Consider the following 22,210-nt stretch of genomic DNA (forward strand, 5'->3'; position numbering starts at 1 on the left):
AGACAAACAAGAATTCATACTTGTCTGTCTGTTTACTATTCAATTTTATTCCGGGGATAATATCCTGTTATCCGGCATATTTAATTCACTATGATTTTACCTGATGATAATACTCTACCCTCTTTTGAAGTAATTTTGTAAAGATAGTTACCAGAAGGTAAATCCTGTGTATTCATCCTATTATTATTTTGATTAATATTTTGTTTTTTAGATAATGCTCCGGAACCGTCATATACAGCTATTTCACTGGCAGAGCTGTCATCAATTCTGAAACTGATATCAGCACCTCTTTTAACCGGGTTCGGATAAACCGCACTTTCCTGTTTGCTGTTCGCATTTACTGATTTTACGGATAAAGAAGACGGACAAGGTACTTCTGTTTTCCAGTTGGTATCTGTCATACTTATTAGTGTGGCATTGTGTGTATTAGAAGTGGCATCTACAGCACCTGTTCCGCTTCCGTCATCCATTTTCCAGTTGGCTTCAAGACTGGCTGATCCCGGTGCTACACTGCACTTATTAGCAAGGACTTCCTGAGCGGTTAATGCTTTCTTCCAGACTCTGAACTCATCCATTGAACCGTTCAGGGTGCGGGAATTATCATAATTTCTCGCCATATAAAGAATTCCGTTTGCCGTAAAATTACCTGTAGCCGTAGTACTTGCATCAAGATTACCATTGACATAGAGTTTCATAGCTGCTCCGTCATAAGTGGCTGCTATATGATACCATGTGTTGGCTGCAAGTGCTGTGTTTCCGTTGAGTTTAACCTGATTAGAACCGAAGCTTAACGTAAACTGCAGTTTATTATTAGCAAGATTAGCATCACCTAGTCTCAATATCGCTGAATTATTATCTGCCACTTCAATTCCGATAATGGATGAGATATAAGGGAATGCGGTTTTGAAAGCACTTACTTTTACCCAGCCTTCGAAAGTTAACGCATTTCCGCTAAGATTAAATTGCCCTGCATTCAGGTACTGAGTGCTTCCGTTGAAGGACAGCGATCTCGGGCCAGGGCTTGTTACAGGGGTATTTCCGCTGTTGAAGGGAGTATCTGCTGAATAGGCACTGGTGGTTGTTCCTCCGCATACGGATTGTATTTTCCAAACATAGTTGGTATTGGCTGTCAGATTCTGAAGGGTATACGTATTCGTTGAAATAGTAGGAACGGTAGTCCAGGTTGTAGCTGCGGCGGTTTTATATTGTAACGTATAGGAAGAAGCGCTTGCTACGGTATCCCAGTTTAATTTAGCCGTAGTTCCGAGAGTATTGGTGGCACTCAGGTTTGACGGGGTTCCACATCCGTTTCCTAAACTAAATCTCGGAGCAAACAGATAGGTACTTTTTGATGTTGAAGAGCAGTTAGATTGTATTCTCCAGTCATAATCCGTATTCATGGTCAGGTTACTGACTGCGATATTGTTTCCGGAATAATTACTGGCAACATTAGTCCATGTGGTTGAACCCACCGGTTTATAATCAATATTATAGGTTTGGGAACCAGTGGAAGTCCAGTTTAAGGTAGCTGAATTTGTAGTAAGGTTACTTACTCCCAGTCCCAATGGCGGATCACAGGTTGCACCCTGCGTCCATGAATAGAGCTGTCCGGTAAGCTGTGTATTCTGATTATAAAGGATATTGGACCCTGTACTTAAATAGCTGGCCATATTGGTTCCGGGCAGATCATACCACATAAAGACTCCATAGCCGTCATTTTTTGAATTCGTTGCCAATGTGGATAATGTGGAAGTAGAGGTATTATTGATCCAGGTTGCGGCAGCGGAAAGTTTGGCTTTAGTAAGTGGGGGTACACTTGGAGCGCTGTAGGTTCCGTAATAGGCATTCCAGCTGTAGTCAATATAATTTCCGGCCTGATCTCCGTTATAGCTCTGTCTTGAAGTCGCAGGGCCCAGATAATAGAATGTGATGAGCTTATCAGGCATTGCTGCTTTAAGTTCCTGCAGCAACATTACGAAAGAGCTGCTGTTCGGCTGTCCCGTCCCGTTATTTCCGTAATCTGCATATTCGTCATCCAGATCAACGCCATCCAACCCGTAGGTATACACGGTATTGGCAATCTGTAGTGCAAAATCTTTTGCTGCTTCTCTGTTCGGGAAATTGGATATTCCGGCTCCCTGGTGATTTCCTAAGAGATCAAGCAAAACCTTGATTCCTTTTTGTTGCAGGGGTTTCACATAAGTGTTTACATCATTCAGTACTTTGGTAACATTATTATTACTGGAGATATACGCCCTGTTTTTGGAAGTATCATAATTGATGTTGGCGGCAAAAATAATAGCGACATCAAAAAGCTGTTTACCGCTGCTCTGCAAAGTATAGGACCCTGCATTCAGCATATTGTTGTTATTCACTTCCACATAGCATATTCCTACCGGATTATTAAGCTGTTGTGCAGTGAGTAGAGAACCCGACTGAAGCATGGCTGCCATCAGTGTAATAAAAAGAGATTTTTTTTTCATTGTATAACTTTTTTGAGGTTTTTTTGGTGTTTGGATTTTGTATAGCATTCCCCTGATATCATTCTTCTTAAAGAAAAATATCGCAGATAAAAGAGGGCAATATAAAATGATGGGCTAGCTCAGTAGCTCAGGATTTTCATTAAAGGTTTTCCATAATAATTCACCCAATAATGTATTCGACCAGGCGAACCATTCTCTGGTGAATTTTTTGTCGTTGTCTTTATGGAAGGACTCATGCATAAAGCCTGTCCCGCCGTGCGTTTTCTGTAAGGTTTCGATACACCATCTGATCTCTCCCTTATCTTTGGTAGTAAGGGCTTTCATAATGATACTCATCGGCCAGATCATATCAAGTCCAATGTGAGGTCCTCCAATCCCTTCTGCCAGTTTCCCTTTAAAGAAAAAAGGATTGTCTTGTGACCACACGTATTTTCTTGTATTTAAATATACCTGATCATCAGCTTTTACAGCATCCAGATAAGGTAATCCCAATAAACTCGGGCAATTGGCATCATCCATCAGGTTGTAGCTTCCAAAGCCATTCACTTCAAATGCATAGATCTGCCCGTACTGAGGATGATTATAGATTCCGTACTTTTTGATGGCTGCCTCTACCTCATCAGCAAGACTGGTAAGCTGCTGGGCCAGTGTTTTATCGTTTTTGATCTGAGACACCATTTCTGCCGCCTGGCGTAGGCTTACCACAGCAAATAAATTGGATGGAATCAGGAATCCGTAAATGGTAGCATCATCACTTGGACGGAACATGGAGCTGATCAGCCCTACAGGCTTTGTCGGATATCCGTAACCTCCCATAGGAACACCATCTGTTGCCCATGATGTGGTACGCTCAAACTGATAAGGTCCCAGATCTTTTTTCCGCTGCTGCTCCGTAAAAGTCTGTAAAGTAAGCTTGATTCCTTTTAACCAGCTATCATCAAAAGGTCGGATATCTCCTGTGGTTTTCCAGAAATGATAAGCAAGGCGGATCGGATAGCATAATGAATCGATTTCCCACTTTCTTTCATGGGTTCCCGGCTTCATATCGGTATGATCATATTCTTTCCATTTACTGATTTTCTGATCATCGTTATAGAAAGCATTCGCATACGGATCTTTCAGAATAAAAGTAGTCTGCTTACGGATAACCCCTGCAATGAGCTTATGAAGTTTTTCATCTTTTTTCGTAAACTGCAGATAAGGGAATACCTGTGCAGAGCTGTCGCGAAGCCACATGGCATCGATATCTCCTGTAATTACGTACGTATCCGGAGTACCGTTCTTTTCACTGTAAAAAACAGTAGTATCTAATGTATTCGGAAAACAGTTTTCAAAAAGCCAGCCCAGTTCTTTATTTTTGACTTTCTTTTTAAAAGCTGCAATAGCACTTTCTACGGATTCACTGGTAAAATGTCTTTTATCTTTAGGAACACGGACAACAGGAAAATCCCCGATAACCAGATTTTTAGCAAAAACATTTTGAGTAAACAGCAATCCGGCTCCTGCCAGTGCACTTGTTTTAATAAAATTTCTCCTTTCCATTGATACTTTTGTTTCGTTTATTTTTTATTAGTCTTATTTTACAGGCTTACTTCCCATTACAAATCTCAGCTCTCCTCCATTCATAATGTCACTGTGATTCAGTTCCCAGCTTTTGTATGCTTTCCCGTTCAGGAACATTTTCTGTACATATATATTTTTATCTGAGATTTTATCTGCTATTACCGTAAAGGTTTTTCCGTTTTCCAGCTGAAGAGAAGCTTTCGGAAACTGCGGAGCACCAATGGCATATACAGGTTTACCCGGAGTTACGGGATAGAATCCTAATGAAGAGAAAATATACCAGGCCGACATTTGTCCGCAGTCTTCATTATTCACAATCCCGTCAGGTTTTGCCGCATACATATTGTCACGGATAAATTTGATCATTTTCTGCGTCTTATAAGGACTTCCTGCATAATTGTACAGATAGGGAACATGATGTCCCGGCTCATCTCCAAATCCTAAAGAACCAATGAATCCTGAAATATCAACGTGTTGTTCTCCCTGCATATTCAGTGCTTCAGTAAAGGTTTTATCCAGCTTTTCTTCAAACCCTTTTTTACCGCCATACAGATCCATCATCTGATCGATCTGATGGGGAACAAAGAAGTCATAAGCCCAGATATTTCCGGAAACCCAGTGCGGCTGTAATTTTTTCCAATCATTCAGAGCAAAATCAGCTATGAATTTCCCGTCTTTCTGTTTGGGCCAGAAATGCTTATTCTCTTTATTGAAAGTATTAAGAAAGTTCATGGAACGTTTCTTATATACTTCTGCCTCTTCTTTTTTACCTAATTTTTCAGCAAGTTGCTGGATACACCAGTCATCATACGCATATTCGAGTGTTGCAGAAACAGAAGCTCCGTTTTCAGAGGGAGTATATCCCAATTTGATATAATCATTAAGACCACCCCCGCCATCACTACTGCTCATTTTATCTGTGAGAGACGCATCTTTCATAGCAGCAAAAGCTTTTTCTGTATCAATCCCCGGTACCCCTTTGGAAATGGCATCCCAGATCACCGATACGCTATGGTAACCCAACATGCAGAAATTATCATATCCGCAGAGTTCCCAGATCGGCATATGATCTTTGCGGTCTGTATATCTGCTGATCAGGGAATTGGCAAATTCCTTGGTATGTTTCTGATCCATGATTGTCAGCAACGGATGGGTTGCTCTGAAACCGTCCCAGTAAGAATAGGTGCTATAGTTTGTAAACCATTTGGTATTCATATTTTCCTGAGCCGCCACATAATCTCCGTTGGTATCCATATATAGATTGGGAGCAATAAAAGTGTGATAAACTCCGGTATAGAAAATTTTTCTCTGATCGTCTGTTCCTCCGGTAACCTGGAATCTTCCGATAAGATCTCTCCATGTTTTCTGAGCGGTTTCTTTTGCTTTCGCAAAGTCTATGTTTTTGGCTTCTTCATCAAAGTTGGCTTGTGCATTTTCTGTACTTATCGGTGATAAAGATACTTTTACCTCGATGCTTTCGTTGTTTTCCGTGGAGAACCGAACAAATGCTTTGGCATCTTTTGCAAGGGCAATTTTTTCGTTATTCTTTGTCTTTCCTTCCGCATAAACACCGTAGGATTTAAATGGTTTCGAAAATTCCATCACGAAATAAGCGAATCGCTTCCCCCCCCAACCGTTGCTGTAACAGTATCCTTTGATCTTGTTATTTCCTTCTACGCTAACCAGTGTGTGATAAATATTTCCGAAAATTTTGTTAGTAGGATCAATAATAATATTGGCTTCCTCTGTTTTGGGAAATGTATATTTATGAAAACCTACTCTTGGAGAGGCCGTAAGCTCCGCTTTAATTCCATAACTGTCCAGCATTACGGAATAATATCCCGGAGAGGCCGTCTCTTTGTCATGACTGAACGTTGAACGATATCCCGTTTCCGGATGATCTTCTGATCCCGGAACCATTTTTACCTGCCCAACAGTTGGCATCACTAAAATATCCCCAAGATCTGCCCATCCCGTTCCGCTCAGGTGATTATGACTGAATCCCATGATCGTTTTGCTGCTGTAATGATAACCGGAACACCAGTCCCAGTCTCCGCTTTTCGTATTCTGATCGGGACTGAGCTGAATCATTCCGAACGGAGTCGTAGCTCCCGGAAACGTATGACCATGTCCTCCTGTCCCTATAAAAGGGTCTACCCAGGACAGAACATCATTCTTATTTTGCTGTGCATTCGCCGTGGAAATCAGGGCAGTAAAAAAACAGATAAGCAATTCTTTTTTCATGATACGAGAGATATCGGACTTTTTTTAAGTTAAAAGTTGGTTTAAAAATATGAAAACCTTAACAAAGATCCCAAAAAGCAGAGAAATTAAGCTGATTAACATAATATTAAAACCTTAGATTCCTTAGATTGAATTCTTTTTCATAAAATCTATAATTTCTGAAATGTATCCAAACGCAATAGCCACTACCGTATCGGCAGCACCATAATACACGGTTACTTTATCTCCTTCAGTTAATGCTGCACAAGGAAAAACCACATTCGGAACATCTCCTGTCAACTCATAAATTTCTGCCGGAGCCAATAAATACGGTTTTGTTCTGTACAATACTTTTGTAGGGTCTTCAAGGTCAAGCAATGCTGCTCCCATTGAATATCTGAACCCTCGGCATGTATTGATTACTCCGTGATAAAAAAGCAGCCATCCTTCTTCCGTCTTAATAGGAACAGGACCTCCGCCGATTTTTGTACACTGCCATGCGCTGTCTTCAAAAGGTGTTACCTTCATTACACAACGATGTTCACCCCAGTATTTCATATCAGGGCTATAGCTGATATAAATATCTCCGAAAGGGGTATGTCCGTTATCACTCGGACGGCTCAGCATTGCGTATTTACCATTGATCTTTTCCGGAAAAAGAACTCCGTTTCTGTTGAAGGGTAAAAATGCATTTTCACACTGAAAAAATTCTTTGAAATCAAATGTATATCCGATTCCGATCGTAGGCCCGTTATATCCGTTACACCATGTGATCCAGTAGCGGTCTTCAATAAAGGTAACACGGGGATCATATTTGTAGTCAGATTCTATCATATCTGTATTTCCGGCCTTCATTTCAATAGGATCATGATTGATATCCCAATGAATTCCGTCTTTACTGAAACCTGCAAAAATATTCATCTGTACCGCTTTGTTATCGCAACGGAATACTCCTGCAAATCCATCCTCAAAAGGAATCACTGCACTGTTGAATATACTGTTGGATGTGGGTATCGCATATCTGTTAATGATCGGGTTTTCGGAAAACCTCCACATGATATCGTTACAACCTTCCGGGCGATCCTGCCATGGGATCATTACTGATTGAGCTGTCATAAAGTATTTTTACTTTTATTTATTTTTAAATGATTCGTATTTGATTTTATTGTTCTTTCTGATCTTCAGCATATGGGAACGGTACCCACAGGGTGACAAGGAATGCAGGAATGGTAGCGACCAATACCCAGATGAAGAATAACTTGTACCCGACCCAGTCACTGATCATTCCGCTGAACATTCCCGGAATCATTACTCCCAGATTCATAATTCCTGTTGCAAATGCATAGTGAGCCGTTTTATGTTTTCCCGGTGCAATCTGTTGCATCATATACAGCATAAGGCCTACAAAGCCAAAGCCATAACCGAAATACTCCACGACAACAGCCACTCCTACCGGCAAAAGGTCAGCCGGCTGATAGTGAGCCAATAAGGCATACACCACAAATGGAATATTAAATGCACAGCACAGCCATATTAAAGATTTTTTCAATCCGCGGGATGAAATAAAATATCCCGCCAGTACAGATCCTAGAATAAACGCTGCCGAGCCATAGGTTCCGTAAATAAGTCCAATATCCGAAGTCGATAGTCCCAATCCTCCTGAAGATCTTGGTGCCTTGAAAAATAAAGGCGCGATTTTAATGGCAAAACCTTCAGCAAAACGGTATAGAATAATGAACAATACAGACCACAGAATATTCTTCTTTGTAAAGAAAGAAGTAATAACTTCCAGCAGTTCTTTACGGATATTTCCTACTGTCTTTTTATCTTTCTGTACAGCCCCTTTATTTTCTTTTGGTAAGATTAAATAATGATAAACCGCCAGTGCAAAAAATAACATAGCATATACAATCATAATGATCATCCATGCATGTGTAACTCCTTTTGTTTTTTCTAAAACCCCTGCAAAATAAACCAAGGCACCACTGCTGATAATCTTGGCTAAATTGTAAAAAGCACCCTGCCATCCGATATACTTCGCCTGTTCCTTATTGGTCAGAAAGCTGATATAAGTTCCATCTGCCACCACATCATGAGTAGCCCCGCAAAAAGCGACTACTGCAAAAAGAGCAATACTGTATTTAAAAAAGTCGTGCAGAGGCAGACTTAATGCAACCAGTGCAAACAAAATTCCTATCGCAAACTGAGTAAAAACAACAAAGAATTTTTTCGTTTTATAGATTTCCAGAAAAGGGCTCCACAGAGGTTTCAGGGTCCATGAAAACATAATAAGAGCTGTCCAGAATGTAATCTGAGAATCCGAAACTCCCATATCCTTATACATAATCCCGGAAACTGCATTAATCGTTACAAAGGGGATTCCCATTGCAAAGTATAAGGTGGATATCCAAAGGATTGGCTGTACTGAACGGGTTTCAGCGTTGTTTTTTCCCATATATAAATAAGATGCTAAAGAAAAAAGAGAACATCTCAACATTGCATTTCAGAACTTAAAACGAAACTATAAATATTGGAGATTACTCTCCTTCTGAAATTTCTTACTGTTAAGATGTCTCTGTATTTTGAGTGATTCTGATTATAATTTTTTATCCCACCATAACTTCGTTCCTCCTGTATCAGCTCCTCCAAGCATTTGTGCAGCCTGCGGATAATTGAAAAGAGATGTTTTTGTATCTGTCGTGAAGGGAATTCTTCGGATCATCACATCAGTACTGATCAGGCCACCGCTATCATTTTGTCTGATTTTAAATAAAACAGGATAGCCGGTTCTCCTCTGCTCTGCCCATGCCTCCGGCCCGTTTGGATAAAGGGACAGCCATTTCTGAGTAATAATCCTTTCCAGTTTTCTTTCCTGAGAATCAGTACTGTTCCAGGCAATAGTGATGGTGCTCAGTTGTGCATCACCGGCATTTATATTATTGGCAGCATTTTTAGGATCAATATAAGGCGCTTCCGTAGATGTTGTATTAGCCAGGTAAGTCATAGCGTCAGCACTTTTACCCCATTCTCCAAAAGATTGTTTTACTCCGTTTTCGTAATTGGTCTGAATATCTCCGGCTCCTGAATACCCTCTCAGAGCAGCTTCAGCTTTCAAAAACCATGTTTCAGCCGCAGTAAATAATTTCATTTTACCGTCTGTTGCAGAGAAATAGTCACCGGTTGCAGATTTTGCTTGTGGCTGAGAAAATCCTCCATAGGTTGTTTTACCGTTAAGCAAATCAATACCCTGTCTTATTCCTATATATTGCCCCTGCACCTGATTGTCTGTTGCCGGAATAGCGTAAGCCGAAAGTCTTGGGTCATGATATCCGTTCATATAGGCCATTAAAGGAGCTCCAATCAGACAGTCTCCCCAGGCATAAATAATAAAACTCAGCTCAGATTGTCCTACACTGATTAATCCGTTATCTGCATTATCTGTAATGAGCCCGGCAGATGAAGCAAATGCTTCTTCAGCATATTGTTTAGATTTAGCCGGATCTGCGTAGCTCATCCTCATAGCCAGTCTTAGTTTAAGAGAGTTTGCTAATTTTGCCCATTGTGCAATATTTCCTCCATACACCAAATCTGCTCTTTTTAATGCTGACTTATCTTCCACATTTTGAGTGGCAGGCATATTATTTACTTTTTGCAGATCTGTAATTGCGGCCGTAAGATCTGCAATAAAGAAGTTGTACGCATCCTGCTGAGAATCAAAGTCGGTAACTCCATTGGCATTAGGTGTTTCATATTTACTGTATACAACAGGTCCATGACTGTCTGAAACTCTGGCTGCCGTAATTACTTTCAGTATCTTTTTCATGGCCAGCGTAGCTGTGAAATCTATTCCCGGATAGTTAAATTTTGCTGCTTTATCGATAGTAATGGAATAATTGAAAATATCCTGCTGTCTGGCGATAATCCTGTTATTCCATCCATCCATCATATAGTAGGTAAGATTATTTTTCCCGCCGTTAAATTGGGTTGCCGTACTAAACATTCCGCTATACATATCTGCACTGAGATTAGGATACAGCTGATAATCTGACTGTAATCCTCTTTGTATAGATTTCAGAGGGTTTACGACAGCAATAAAATCAGCATAGAAATTTTCAGGCCCGCCTGCTTTTTCCTGATTATACTGATCAAAATCGCCGGTACATCCTGAAGCAGAAAACAATACTACTGCTCCGAATACTAATGTTTTAATATGATTGATTTTCATTTTCGTATTGTAAATTAGAAGTTAGCCTTTAATGATAAACCTAGAGATCGGGTAATTGGCACTCCGAATGCATCTACTCCTACCCCGCCCGGTGTATTTCCTGCTACCTGCTCAGGATCAAAAGGAGCTTTTTTATAGAAGAAGAACAGATTCGTTCCTACAAGACTCACAGTTGCATTTTTCATATATTTTGAATTAATATCAAATGTATATGATATAGAAGCCTGGCGTAAACGTACCGTTGTTGCACTATAGATATAGGCTTCATCGATACCTGTTGAATTGTTAATCCCTCCGGTTGCCGAATAATAAGCTTTAGCATCGGTTTTTCCGTTGTATGCCATTCCTGCCTGAGGGGTTCCCGGAGCATACACGGCATTCTGAATCGTTACTCCTCCGGCATCACGGGCATCGGCAGAAGCTTTACTTACTCCGTATAGATCATTGGCTTTTTCCGTAAGAGACAATACCTGTCCTCCGAATTTTCCGTCAATAAGGAAGGAAACTCCCAGTTTACCGATGTTGAATGAGTTATTGAAGCCCAAAATAAATTTAGGATTCGGATTTCCCAGATACCCCAGTTCTCCTGTGGTTGCTAATGGAACTCCATTCTTATCTACTAAGATACGTCCCTGATCATCTCTTTGAAATTTAATTCCGTAAATATCTCCAAAAGATCCGCCCAGTTTCAGTTTGGTATAATTTCCTCCCCCTGTAAGTGAAAAAGGTAATTCTTTTGGAATTCCTAAGATTTCAGGAAACAGCTCCACAATCTTGTTTTTATTTGCGGATGCATTCAACGTAGTTGTCCATCCGAATTTTTCATTATTGAATACTTTATAAGATAAAGAGGATTCAAAACCTGTATTTCGGATTTTCCCTGCATTCACATAATATGATCCTGAATTGATTCCTCCCAGATTAGATGCTATTGTTGTTTCCAGCAACTGATTGGTAGCATTCGAATTATAATAGGTAATATCAAAACTTAATCTGTTATTCAAAAGCCTCAATTCTGTTCCGGCTTCAAATGTTTTGTTAAGTTCAGGTCTTGGAATTAATTCCGGGATGTCTGTAATAAACGAACTTTTTGGATATACAATGATCCCTGCATCTACTCCGTAAGAATATGCTTTGTAATATTCCTGCATTGCATTGGCTATATTAGCAGGCAATCCAAGTCCTACTGTAGCATACGATGCTCTCACTTTCCAGAAATTAATCGTTTGCGGCATCTTGAAAATAGAAGATAATATAGCATTTGCTCCGATAGATTCATAATCAAACCCGGTTCTTCCTGTCAATGCTAAAGTAGAATCCCAGTCATTTCTGAAAGTCATATCTACATAGAACAGGTTTTTATATCCTAATGTTGCGCTGGCAAAGAATGATTGTACCTGTTTCTTAAAAGATGTATAAATATTATGATATCCGTCTCCCTGATCTCTGTTAACATTCCACTGCAGATTACTCAGAGTAAACAGGTTAGGCGCCGCGAGATAAGCATTATCAATCTGTGTTACAGTATTTCTTGTCGTGTTGATACTTCCTCCTACTGTAAAATCTAGACTAATAGATTCGCTCAGCTTAGGACTACCGATCAACAATACGTCTCCATAGGTAGATGAGTTTTCATATACATTTTTAAGCAGCCTTCCGTTAGCACCATTTAATAGTAAGGCAGGATCTGAGTAAGCCGAAATATCTCTCTGACTGTCAGAAGTATTCCAGCTGTAGTTCCCTCTTACTCTTGCAGACAACCATGGATTAATCTGATATGATAAAGCCGCGGAACCATAGAGATTTTTATTATTAACGGTCACCTGGTTTCTGTTCAGTATCCAGTATGGATTCTGTGTTGCCGGGTTTCCTTTGAAGGTACCGTCAGGTTTTATTTCCCACCAGTTTTGAGCAGGCAGGAAACGGGTTTTATTCATATAAAAATAATTATCCGGGCCGTATTGATCAAAATCAACACCTCTTGGCAACCAATACAAACTTGCTAAAGGAGAAAAGGAAGCTCCCGGTGTTTGCCTGTTCTTACTGTTTTGCAGGGAACCTATAAAATTGGCATCCAATGTTAATTTATCATCTAAAAACTTGCTCGAATTTCTGAAAGAGATATTATACTGGTCAAAGTACGACAAAGGTACAACCCCTTTATTAGTAGTATTTCCAATAGAAAAATAGCTTGTTGATTTGTCAGTCCCGGACTGGAAAGAAAGGCTATTCACCCACGTTGTTCCGGTTTGTAAAAAATCTTTTAGGTAATCTTTTGAAGAGCCTTTTGCGCCCCAGCTAAAGATAGATTCTCCCGGAGCCTGGTTCGGTACTGAAGGATCATAAGACAGATAGCTATGTTGTAATTTAGGCAGGCTATATGCTCTTTCCACTGTTAAGCTTGTGTTATATGTGATGGAACTTCTTCCTGCACGTCCTTTCTTAGTGGTAATTAAAATGGCTCCGTTCCCACCGGCGGATCCATACAACGCAGACGCTGAAGCTCCTTTTAAAAAGTTGATACTTTCAATATCATCAGGATTAATAGAGCTTAGCACATCTCCCGGGTCTGGCATAGAAGAGTACGGGCTTATCTCGGCAGATTTCCCTGTTCCGTTCGAAATGGGAATCCCATCAATTACGTACAGTGGCTGGCTGTTGGTAGCTGATTTATTTCCTCTCATAATCACCCTTACGGAGCCTCCTACACCGTTGGTTCTGTTGATCTGGACATTGGAAACTTTTCCATTGATAGAGTTTAAAAGATTGGGAGTTTTCACTTCTGTCAGCTCATCTCCGCCAATCTGCTGACTGGAATACGTCAGAGACCGGGCCTGCCTTTTAATCCCCAAAGAAGTCACAACAACCTCCTGAATATCGGTTGTCTTAGTGGTGTCGGCTGTTTTTTTCTCCTGAGCATTGGCTGCAAGCGAAAAAACGAATAGAACCGGTATAACTGCTTTTCTCATAAGGTTTAGATTAGTTAGATTTATTTGAAAATCAATCACATCACTTTAAATAATTCCTTAGTGTTTAATACAAACTTCTTTTATTTTTTAAGCAAGAATATGCTGTTTATGTATTAAAAAATTTAAAGTTTCGTTAAGATTTAATTCATATTAGCAAATCTAAATTTTGTTGGCAGTCCGATATAATACTATTTTATCATAAAACGATATTATTTTTTCAGCAATTTTAAAAAAACGCAAACAACAAGCTGATTTACAGCAACATAAAACACATAGAAATCTTTATAAAAAAGAGGATTTATTATACTTTTTAATCAAAAAAATAAAATCCGGATTTGCTGATCCGGATTTTAAAACTCTATTTTACCTCTTTATTATTCAATTTTTCTGACGCCTTTAAACTGTTCTTTAAATTCTGTAGGAGTTGTCTTTTTAATGGATTTAAAAACTTTATTAAAATTGGCAATATTATTAAACCCAGCCTCAAAAGCAATTTCAAAAACACTAAGATTTTTTTCCATTAGCCAGCGGGCGGCATAGCCGATTCTTATTTCATTAAGGTAATTCACAAAAGTTTTACCTACCCTTTTTTTAATGAATCTGTTGAAGGTCACATTACTCATGTTCACCAGCGAAGCGGCATCGTCCAATGTAATTTTATTTTCAAAATTCTTATGCACATAGTCATGAACAATCTTCATTTTATCATTGTCCGCAAAAGTTTCCAGCTCTATACTGTAAGAAGACAATAAGATCTTATCTTCAGCCACCGCCAGCTCATTAAGAATCTTCATAATTTCTATGAAAGACTCAAAACTGTTCATTTTGGAGAGATTCAGAAACGAATCTTTTAATTTTTCAGCAGTATCTGTAGAAAATAAAATTCCCCGTATTGAATCTTTCATGAGATTATTAATCGGCTTCAGGATATTTTTTCCCATCAGCGACTGATGGAAGAAATCCTGGTTAAACTGTATGGTGATTTCGTGAGTCTTTCTGTTTTTACATTTATGATTTGCCCAGCAATGCGGCAGATTCGGGCCTACAAGTACTAATTCTATATTTCCTATTTCTCCCGTATGATCACCTATCATTCTTCGATAGCCCTTTCCCTTATAAATAAAATTAATTTCAATTTCCGGATGATAATGGTATGGAAAATCAAAAGAAGCCTTAATCCTGTCAAAAACAAGAAAACTGTCTTCAGGAGAGAGTGGAGTTATTTCCCTCAAAATATTTTCTAATTCATTCATTAATAATTCTTTAAATAAAATTAATGCAATTTTTTACGGTACAAGTCTTTGTAAAAGTGATAAAATAATATCAATGTAAAAAACATATTTTAATTTTTTTCTCTGATAGTATAAGAAGAAAGACTGGTCGGGATCATTTAATCTGGTTGAAACCCCACTTTTTTGTATCTTTAAACTAAAGTTAAAAGTATGGCGCATCCGCTAATTTTTGAAGACCATTATAAAAAACTCGGGCTTGAAACATTTTCAGGGGGAAATCCTAAAGCAATGAATGGAAATCTGTTCAAATCGGATATTAAGGTTTTCTTTATTGCTGCCGGATATGATCTTATGGTAGATTTCAACCATCACCAAACAAAAAAACCTTCTTTATTTTTTATCACCAATCAACAACTGACCATTCAAAAAGGAAAAGAAGAATCCGAATTATTATATTACAACCGGGATTTCTACTGCATCCAGATTCATGATAAAGAAGTTGCCTGCGATGGACTTCTTTTTCATAATGTTTTTGAAATTCCTTTCGTGGAACTGGATCATGAGGAAACTCTTCTTATTAAAAACCTTTTTCAAAATATTAAAAACGAGCTCGAATGGCAGGATTCTTCTGCAGAGGAAATGATACGTACGTATGTAAAACAACTCATCATCCGGGCAACAAGAAAGTGGAAAAAACAAAATCTGGACAATGATCTTATCAAAATTTCGGGCAGTGAACTGGATATTTTCAGAGATTTCAGCAGATATCTGGAAATCCACTTCAGAGAAAAACACCATGTAGCAGATTATGCTGATATGCTTCATGTTGCTCCCAAAACCTTAACCCATAAGTTTAAAAACCTACAGCTGGATTCTCCGAATCAGTTGATTATCAACAGAATTTTATTAGAAGCCAAAAGACTTCTTTTCTACACAGACAAACCCGTTAAAGAAATAGCCTATGATCTCGGATATGAAGACCCTGCCTATTTTAACAGATTATTTACCCATAAAACGGGAAGCACACCGGCAAGTTTTAAAAAAAATTATACCTCGGGAAAAAAGTACAATTTTTAAAGCTCTTTATCTATTGAAACAGACCTATGACCGATTTATCTTTGTAACATCAAAACCAACCCATATTAATAATAAAAAACAAACATTATGAGACGTAACGCAACAGCCGTTTGGAACGGTACTATCAAAGAAGGAAAAGGACATTTAACGACTCAAAGTACAACTTTAAACCAGACTCAATATTCTTTCAACAGCCGTTTTGCAGATGGTGTGGGAACAAATCCCGAAGAATTACTGGCAGCAGCACATGCAGGATGCTTTACCATGAAATTAGATGCAGAACTGTCTCAGGCAGGTTATAATCCTGAAGAATTAAAAACAACTTCTGTGATTAGTCTTGATCCTAATATTGGAAAAATTACAAAATCTGAACTGACTTTAACCGCTAAGGTTCCCGGAATTTCAGAAGAAGAATTTCAGAAATTTGCTAAAATTGCGGAAGAAGGATGTCCTGTAAGCGCAGCATTCAACTTTGAAATTACCCTGAATGCCACTTTAGAAAACTAAGCATTCCCATACATCATATATTAAATCTGGGTTTTTATTGACTCAGATTTAATTTTTTCCATAAAATATACCGAGTGGTATATTTTTGTATATTTGCAGGAGAAATAGTAATCATCATGTCGAAAGCAGAAAAAACGAAACAGCATATTATTGAGAAAACGGCCACCTTATTTAATACAAAAGGCTATATTGCTACCTCTCTGTCTGATATTACTGAAGCAACAGGGCTTACAAAAGGAAGTATTTACGGAAATTTTGAAAATAAAGATGAAGTGGCCATTGAGGTATATAAATATAATGCTGACTTGCTGGGCCAAACACTCAGTCGTTCTTTCGGGGAAGAGTTTCCGGCTTCAAAGGACAAACTTCATGCTTTTGTCACCTTCTACAGAAAAAACTGGCAGACCGTCTTTGCCAATGGAGGCTGCCCGCTGATGAATGCTGCAACAGAAGCTGATGATTCTTTTCCGGCCCTTAAAATACAGGTCAGACATTCCTTTGAGATCTGGATGAAAAAAATTGCCGAAGTGATTATTCAGGGACAAAAAAAAGGTGAAATCCATCAAGAGATTGATGCAAACCGATATGCATCTCTATTTATTATGCTCATTGAAGGCGGAATTCTGCTTTCAAAAACCATGGGTGACCAAAGATTTCTTTATCATGCATTAGACAAGGTTACCCATATTATTGATCACGAATTAATTATTCTTCCATCATAAATTTTATACTATGGAAACAAAAAGAGTGGCGATTGTAGGATACAACAGAATCCCGTTTGCCAGAATGAATACCGATTACTCAGAACAGGGAAATCAGGATCTCCTGCTGGCTTCTCTTAACGGATTGATTGACCGTTATCATTTAAAAGGCAAACGCCTCGGAGAAGTAGCCGGGGGAGCCGTTATTAAACATATCTCTGAGAGTAACCTCATCAGGGAAACTGTGATGAATACAGCTCTGGATCCTGCTACTCCTGCCTGTGATTTACAACAAGCCTGTGATACAGGAATTGAAGCTGCTATTTATATCGGAAACAAAATAGCTTTAGGACAGATTGAAAGCGGAATTGCCTGTGGTGTTGAAGCCATGAGCAATATTCCTTTTGAATCTTCAGTAAAGCTAAGAAAAGCCTTACTGAAAGCCAATAAAGAAAAATCAGCATTCGGAAAATTAAAACATCTGCTGAGCCCCGGATTAAAAGACTGGATGCCTGTCCCTTACAAAGGTCAGGAACCGAAGACCGGGCTCGTGATGGGAGAACATACCGAAATTACGGCAAAATATTATTCGATTACCAGAGAAGAACAGGATGAATTAGCTTTTAAAAGTCATCGGAATATGGCTAAAGCCTATGATGAAGGGTTCTTTGATGATATGATGACGCCTGCTTTCGGACTGGATAAAGATAATAACCTGCGCCGCGATACCAGTTTAGAAAAACTATCACAGCTAAAACCTGCTTTTGATAAACAGAACGGAACTTTAACAGCTGGAAATTCAACACCATTTACAGACGGTGCTTCCGCTATTTTACTCGCCAGCGAAGAATGGGCAAATGCCAATAACCTTCCTGTATTGGCTTATATTACTTTTTCAGAACTGGCAGGAATAGAATATGTTGAAAATAAACAGAATCTGCTGTTAGCACCGGTTTTTGCTGCGGAAAGAATGCTTAAAAAAGCCGGAATGAATCTGGAAGATTTCGATTATTATGAAATCCATGAAGCGTTCGCTGCACAGGTTCTGGCTACCCTGAAAATTTGGGAAAACGAAGATCTTGCTAAAAAATTCGGACTGGAAAAAGCACTTGGAAAAATAGACAGAAGCAAGCTTAATGTAAAAGGGGGAAGCCTTGCAACGGCTCATCCGTTTGCAGCCACCGGCGGAAGAATTATCGCAACATTGGCTAAACTTATTCATGAAAAAGGCAGCGGAAAAGGCTTTATTTCCATTTGTGCCGCACGCGGACAGGGAATCACCATGATTCTAGAAAAATAGGATCTTCCCTATAAAAAGTTTTCTAAAGGCAATTTTTCTTTTATTATGCTTCAAATAATACCTCTAAAATTTGTCTACAGCGGAAGAAAAATGATAATATTGCAAGCGAAAACTAAATGATAAAAAAGAGAACCCCAACGAAACATAGGGTAAACCGGGTTTATCCTATTGAAATCTTATCTATTTAAAATTAGTAACTACGTATGAAAAGAGTTGTCATTACAGGATTAGGCGCAGTGACGCCTTTGGGAAATAATGTCGAAGATTTTTGGCAAAACAGTATTAAAGGAGTCAGCGGTGCAGGATTAATTACTTATTTCGATACAGAGAAGTTTAAGGTACATTTTGCCTGCGAGGTAAAGAATTTTGATCCTAAGGTTTACCTGACTCATAATGAAATTAAGAGAAGTGACCTGTTTACACAATATGCGATGTATGCTTCTTCAGAAGCAATTCAGGATTCCGGCTTGGAGCTGGAAAAAATGAATCCTTTCGATACCGGAGTAATCTGGGGAACCGGACAAGGAGGAATGTGGACTTTTGAAAAAGAGGTTATGGATTTCGCACAAGGTGACGGCACCCCGCGTTTCAACCCATTTTTCGTTCCTAAATTTATTGCCAATATGGCATCGGGAATGATTTCCATGAAATACGGTCTTCAGGGAATCAACTACACCACAGTTTCAGCATGTGCTACAGGAAACACAGCATTAATGGATGCTTTCAACTATATCCGTCTTGGAAAAGCGAAAGTAATCATCAGTGGTGGTTCTGAAGCCGCTATTACTCCGGCTTCCATAGGGGGATTCTCTATTATGAAAGCAATGTCTACCAGAAATGATGATTTCGCTTCAGCCAGCCGTCCTTATGATGCAGACAGAGACGGTTTTGTTATGGGTGAAGGTGCAGGAGCATTAGTTCTTGAAGAATATGAACACGCAGTAGCGAGAGGCGCAAAAATCTATGCAGAATTAGCAGGGGCAGCAATGACTGCAGATGCTTATCATATGACCGCACCTCATCCGGAAGGAGTTGGAGCGATCAAAGCGATGCAATTAGCTGTGAAAGAAGCAGGTGTCAACATGGAAGATATAGATTATATTAATCCACATGCCACTTCTACGCCACTGGGAGATTTAATTGAACTGAAAGCAATCAATGCTGCTTTTAAAGGAAGCAAAAATCTTGATATCAGTGCTACAAAATCTATGACAGGACATTTATTAGGTGCTGCAGGCGCTGTGGAGGCCATCCTTTCGATCAAAGCTATTCAACATAGTATTATCCCGCCAACGATCAATCTTCATCATATTGATGAGAATATTCCACAGGATATTAATATTGTTTTTGGAGAGGCAAAGGAAAAAGAGATCAATTTTGCATTGAGCAATGCCTTCGGATTTGGAGGCCATAATGCTACTGTAGTTTTCAAAAAGTTTAGATAATCCTGAAACAAAAATAATCTTTAATCCTTGTGTCTTACACAGGGATTTTTTTATTTCAAGAAACATTATTCCGGCATACATCCTAAAAAAGCAGCCCAACCGGCTGCTTCAAAAACATAACGAATCTATATATACTCTGTAAAAAGAGCTGTATTAAAAACTATTGCGCATCAGGCACGAAAAAATCGTCGGCATTTTCTGAAATCGGAATATAAAGCCTTTCCCATTCTTTACTTTTCACCATATCCCAGCTATGCCCTGTTCCTTTAAGATCTTCAGCAAGAAGCACCACCCCCGGCTTAATGATAAAAGTAGAACCATCGGTTACTTTAAATCTGATATTCCCTTTGATGGTGATCACATATTGCCTTCTGGGTGCAGGATGGGCATTTTTTTCCCACTCTTCGGTCTTATTGCTCATCCAGAAAGTGGTCGTATTCATGTGTTTAAGCGTCGGAATCTTTCCTTTTTCGAAAGAACATGAGCCATCCGGATTATTAATTAACCGTATGGCAGGAATAAACGCTGTAGATTCTTCCGGGGTTACACTTACATTTTTATGGTTTTTATGCTGTCCATTCATAAACCCTAAGTTACTTAATGCTAAAACAAGGCTTAGCCCTTTAATGATATTTTTCATTATAAATTTAAATTTTATTTTTAATTATATATGGTATCGTGAACCAACATTCTATCAAAGAATGGTTTATATTTTTGAACCAATGCAAGATGTTCAGGAAGCTGGCCATAAGCTTCCAGTTCTTCCAGGCTGTCAAATTCCATAGAGGCATTATAGGTGAATGTATTATCCAGAACATTTCTCGGGCTGGATGCTGCAGGCTTTCCATAACGCAGATTTTTCTGATAGGGAAGTTTTTTAAGACCTTCAAAAAAATTTTCAAAATCTTTAATCTCTGAGGCTGAAAGATCTTTTTTCAGCCAGAATAGCAAATAATGGAAGTACACTTTTTTCTTTTTTATAGGGTTAAACATCGGCAAAGCAGAGGCTAACATATTTCCGGAAACAACTAACAAAGCTGAAGCCTGTACTGAACTGAATAAAAATTTTCTTCTTTCCATAGTCGGTTATTTTTAGTTAAAATCTATTCTGTATTTAAGGACAAACTGCCATTTTCTATCGGAAACGACTGCATTATTCGAAGGATCGTTCATATATACGGGTCTGTTCTGGGCATCGAAGGTTAATCTGGATGACATTCCGTTCATAAGCAATGATATTCCGGCATCATAGACAACAGCATTATCGTGAAGCCCTTTTAAGTCGGACAGCTGAATTCCCACCGCAGGCTGAAGCTGAAGGTTTTTCTTTTCTTTATCTAAATAAGGAAGGGTTCCTCCTAATTGTACATAATAAGTATTTCCTGTTCCTATAACCGGCATTGCATTTCCTGCACCATTGAGACTGGCTTGTGTAACATCTACCGAAGTTGCGGGATTATTCGTCCCTACATAACGGATATAATTAGGACCATAGTCATTATGCATCGCCATTCCATATGCACTTATTGACGTTCCTTTCTCTTTATTTAAAGGAGCATCATAAAATAGGTCTACCGCAAAGCTCTTCATATCATCATTCACGGTATTTTTAGCAGCATCTTTATGCCATAAAGCATTGTGGATATAATCAAAACCAGCTCCTAAGCTCAGTACATTCTTTTTCCCTACATAGGTTCCTGAATTAAAAGGTGTTGAAATATTTTCTTTATCAAAAAAAGCATATCTGAAATACCCGGAGAAGTCTTTGCCTGGAGAATTCTTACTGAAAGTCGCTACATCAAATTTAGGATCTGAAGTCGCCATACTATAAGGATCAGCAACAACCAATCGATAATCAAATCTTCCCAGCTGACCTTTCACATATGCACTCAGCTCACGTACCGTATAATCAGTAGCACCTGCGTTAGCTGTTGCATAAGCGGGCAAATCATAAAGTAATGTATTTAAAGGACCGGTAGTAAATCTTGAAAGTCCTCTCCATGTAGAACGTCCTGCCCCGAAAGCGATTTTATCACTGAAAGAATATTCCGCATAAGCATCCAGTAGATCAAAGTAATTACTTGCTTTTGCATTGACATTGACATTGGTGGTTCCGCCCTGTAGAACAAACATTAATTTTTCAGTAGGCTTATAGGTCATTTTTACACGAACTCTGCGAAGAGAAAGATCAGAGGCATCTGATTTAGCTTCGTTGTTGATAAGACTTCCCGGATTAAGCTGAGCATATCTTGCCCATAATTCTGCATAACCACTTAAAGAGATATAGCGTGAATGTTCATCATTAAAATAATGGGTCAATCCCGGATTATTAAAGTCATTTTTTTTCTGAGCTTCTAATTTCCCCGTGATTCCTAACAGGGCCAATAAAGCGATTCCCGTGCTGAAAGATCTTGTCTTCATATTTTTCTGTTCTAATCTTTTTTGTTGATTTCAACGGGACAAAATTAGATCGGGAAGCTCCCCT

Annotated in this window: 16 protein-coding genes; 5 read left to right on the plus strand and 11 right to left on the minus strand. The window is 38.9% G+C overall.

The features are described from left to right. Nucleotides 1-80: 80 nt before the first annotated feature. From JO178_RS11335 to JO178_RS11370, 8 genes are all read right to left on the minus strand, one after another. Nucleotides 81-2,483 (minus strand): endo-beta-N-acetylglucosaminidase H, encoded by a 2,403-nt coding sequence (locus tag JO178_RS11335; RefSeq protein ID WP_291935456.1) that lies wholly within the window; start codon nucleotides 2,481-2,483, stop codon nucleotides 81-83. Nucleotides 2,484-2,597: 114 nt separating this feature from the next. Continuing rightward, nucleotides 2,598-4,025 carry a glycoside hydrolase family 125 protein gene (locus JO178_RS11340; protein WP_291935458.1) on the minus strand — a complete coding sequence of 476 codons (1,428 nt, stop codon included), beginning with the start codon at nucleotides 4,023-4,025 and terminating at the stop codon, nucleotides 2,598-2,600. 33 nt (nucleotides 4,026-4,058) lie between these two features. After that, nucleotides 4,059-6,290, minus strand: coding sequence for a GH92 family glycosyl hydrolase (locus JO178_RS11345; protein WP_291935460.1), 2,232 nt, complete (start codon nucleotides 6,288-6,290; stop codon nucleotides 4,059-4,061). A 123-nt stretch (nucleotides 6,291-6,413) separates the two neighbouring features. Further along, nucleotides 6,414-7,385: a glycoside hydrolase family 130 protein gene (locus tag JO178_RS11350; RefSeq protein ID WP_291935462.1), complete on the minus strand. Its 972-nt coding sequence runs from the start codon at nucleotides 7,383-7,385 to the stop codon at nucleotides 6,414-6,416. Nucleotides 7,386-7,431: 46 nt separating this feature from the next. Beyond that, nucleotides 7,432-8,724: an MFS transporter gene (locus JO178_RS11355; RefSeq protein ID WP_291935463.1), complete on the minus strand. Its 1,293-nt coding sequence runs from the start codon at nucleotides 8,722-8,724 to the stop codon at nucleotides 7,432-7,434. A gap of 141 nt (nucleotides 8,725-8,865) precedes the next feature. Beyond that, nucleotides 8,866-10,494, minus strand: coding sequence for a SusD/RagB family nutrient-binding outer membrane lipoprotein (locus JO178_RS11360; protein WP_291935465.1), 1,629 nt, complete (start codon nucleotides 10,492-10,494; stop codon nucleotides 8,866-8,868). Between the two features lie 14 nt (nucleotides 10,495-10,508). Continuing rightward, nucleotides 10,509-13,463 carry a SusC/RagA family TonB-linked outer membrane protein gene (locus tag JO178_RS11365; protein WP_291935467.1) on the minus strand — a complete coding sequence of 985 codons (2,955 nt, stop codon included), beginning with the start codon at nucleotides 13,461-13,463 and terminating at the stop codon, nucleotides 10,509-10,511. Nucleotides 13,464-13,837: 374 nt separating this feature from the next. Continuing rightward, nucleotides 13,838-14,716, minus strand: a complete 879-nt coding sequence (locus JO178_RS11370) for an AraC family transcriptional regulator (RefSeq protein WP_291935469.1) — start codon at nucleotides 14,714-14,716, stop codon at nucleotides 13,838-13,840. 189 nt (nucleotides 14,717-14,905) lie between these two features. Between JO178_RS11370 and JO178_RS11375 the strand changes: the two genes are divergently transcribed. The 5 genes from JO178_RS11375 (at nucleotide 14,906) to fabF (ending at nucleotide 19,725) form a co-directional block, all read left to right on the plus strand. Beyond that, a complete protein-coding gene (locus JO178_RS11375) occupies nucleotides 14,906-15,772 on the plus strand; it encodes an AraC family transcriptional regulator (RefSeq protein WP_291935471.1) in 867 nt (288 codons plus the stop codon). An 87-nt stretch (nucleotides 15,773-15,859) separates the two neighbouring features. After that, on the plus strand, nucleotides 15,860-16,279 hold the full coding sequence (locus tag JO178_RS11380; protein ID WP_291935474.1) for an OsmC family protein: 420 nt from the start codon (nucleotides 15,860-15,862) through the stop codon (nucleotides 16,277-16,279). A 116-nt stretch (nucleotides 16,280-16,395) separates the two neighbouring features. Continuing rightward, nucleotides 16,396-17,001: a TetR/AcrR family transcriptional regulator gene (locus JO178_RS11385; RefSeq protein WP_291935476.1), complete on the plus strand. Its 606-nt coding sequence runs from the start codon at nucleotides 16,396-16,398 to the stop codon at nucleotides 16,999-17,001. A gap of 10 nt (nucleotides 17,002-17,011) precedes the next feature. Next, nucleotides 17,012-18,280, plus strand: a complete 1,269-nt coding sequence (locus JO178_RS11390; protein WP_291935478.1) for an acetyl-CoA C-acetyltransferase — start codon at nucleotides 17,012-17,014, stop codon at nucleotides 18,278-18,280. 203 nt (nucleotides 18,281-18,483) lie between these two features. Then, nucleotides 18,484-19,725 carry a beta-ketoacyl-ACP synthase II gene (gene fabF / locus JO178_RS11395; protein WP_291935480.1) on the plus strand — a complete coding sequence of 414 codons (1,242 nt, stop codon included), beginning with the start codon at nucleotides 18,484-18,486 and terminating at the stop codon, nucleotides 19,723-19,725. A gap of 160 nt (nucleotides 19,726-19,885) precedes the next feature. Here the strand turns inward: fabF and JO178_RS11400 are convergent, their stop codons facing one another. Genes JO178_RS11400 through JO178_RS11410 form a run of 3 tightly spaced genes read right to left on the minus strand, consistent with a single transcriptional unit; the run spans nucleotide 19,886 to nucleotide 22,146 of the window. After that, entirely contained in the window at nucleotides 19,886-20,365 is a 480-nt protein-coding gene (locus JO178_RS11400; protein ID WP_291935482.1) for a hypothetical protein, read from the minus strand. A gap of 20 nt (nucleotides 20,366-20,385) precedes the next feature. Beyond that, on the minus strand, nucleotides 20,386-20,805 hold the full coding sequence (locus tag JO178_RS11405) for a Dabb family protein (protein WP_291935484.1): 420 nt from the start codon (nucleotides 20,803-20,805) through the stop codon (nucleotides 20,386-20,388). Nucleotides 20,806-20,817: 12 nt separating this feature from the next. Beyond that, nucleotides 20,818-22,146 carry a hypothetical protein gene (locus JO178_RS11410; protein ID WP_291935486.1) on the minus strand — a complete coding sequence of 443 codons (1,329 nt, stop codon included), beginning with the start codon at nucleotides 22,144-22,146 and terminating at the stop codon, nucleotides 20,818-20,820. Between the last annotated feature and the right edge of the window lie 64 nt (nucleotides 22,147-22,210).

Source organism: Chryseobacterium sp. (genome assembly GCF_019236175.1).
In the GTDB taxonomy this organism is placed as follows: domain Bacteria; phylum Bacteroidota; class Bacteroidia; order Flavobacteriales; family Weeksellaceae; genus Chryseobacterium.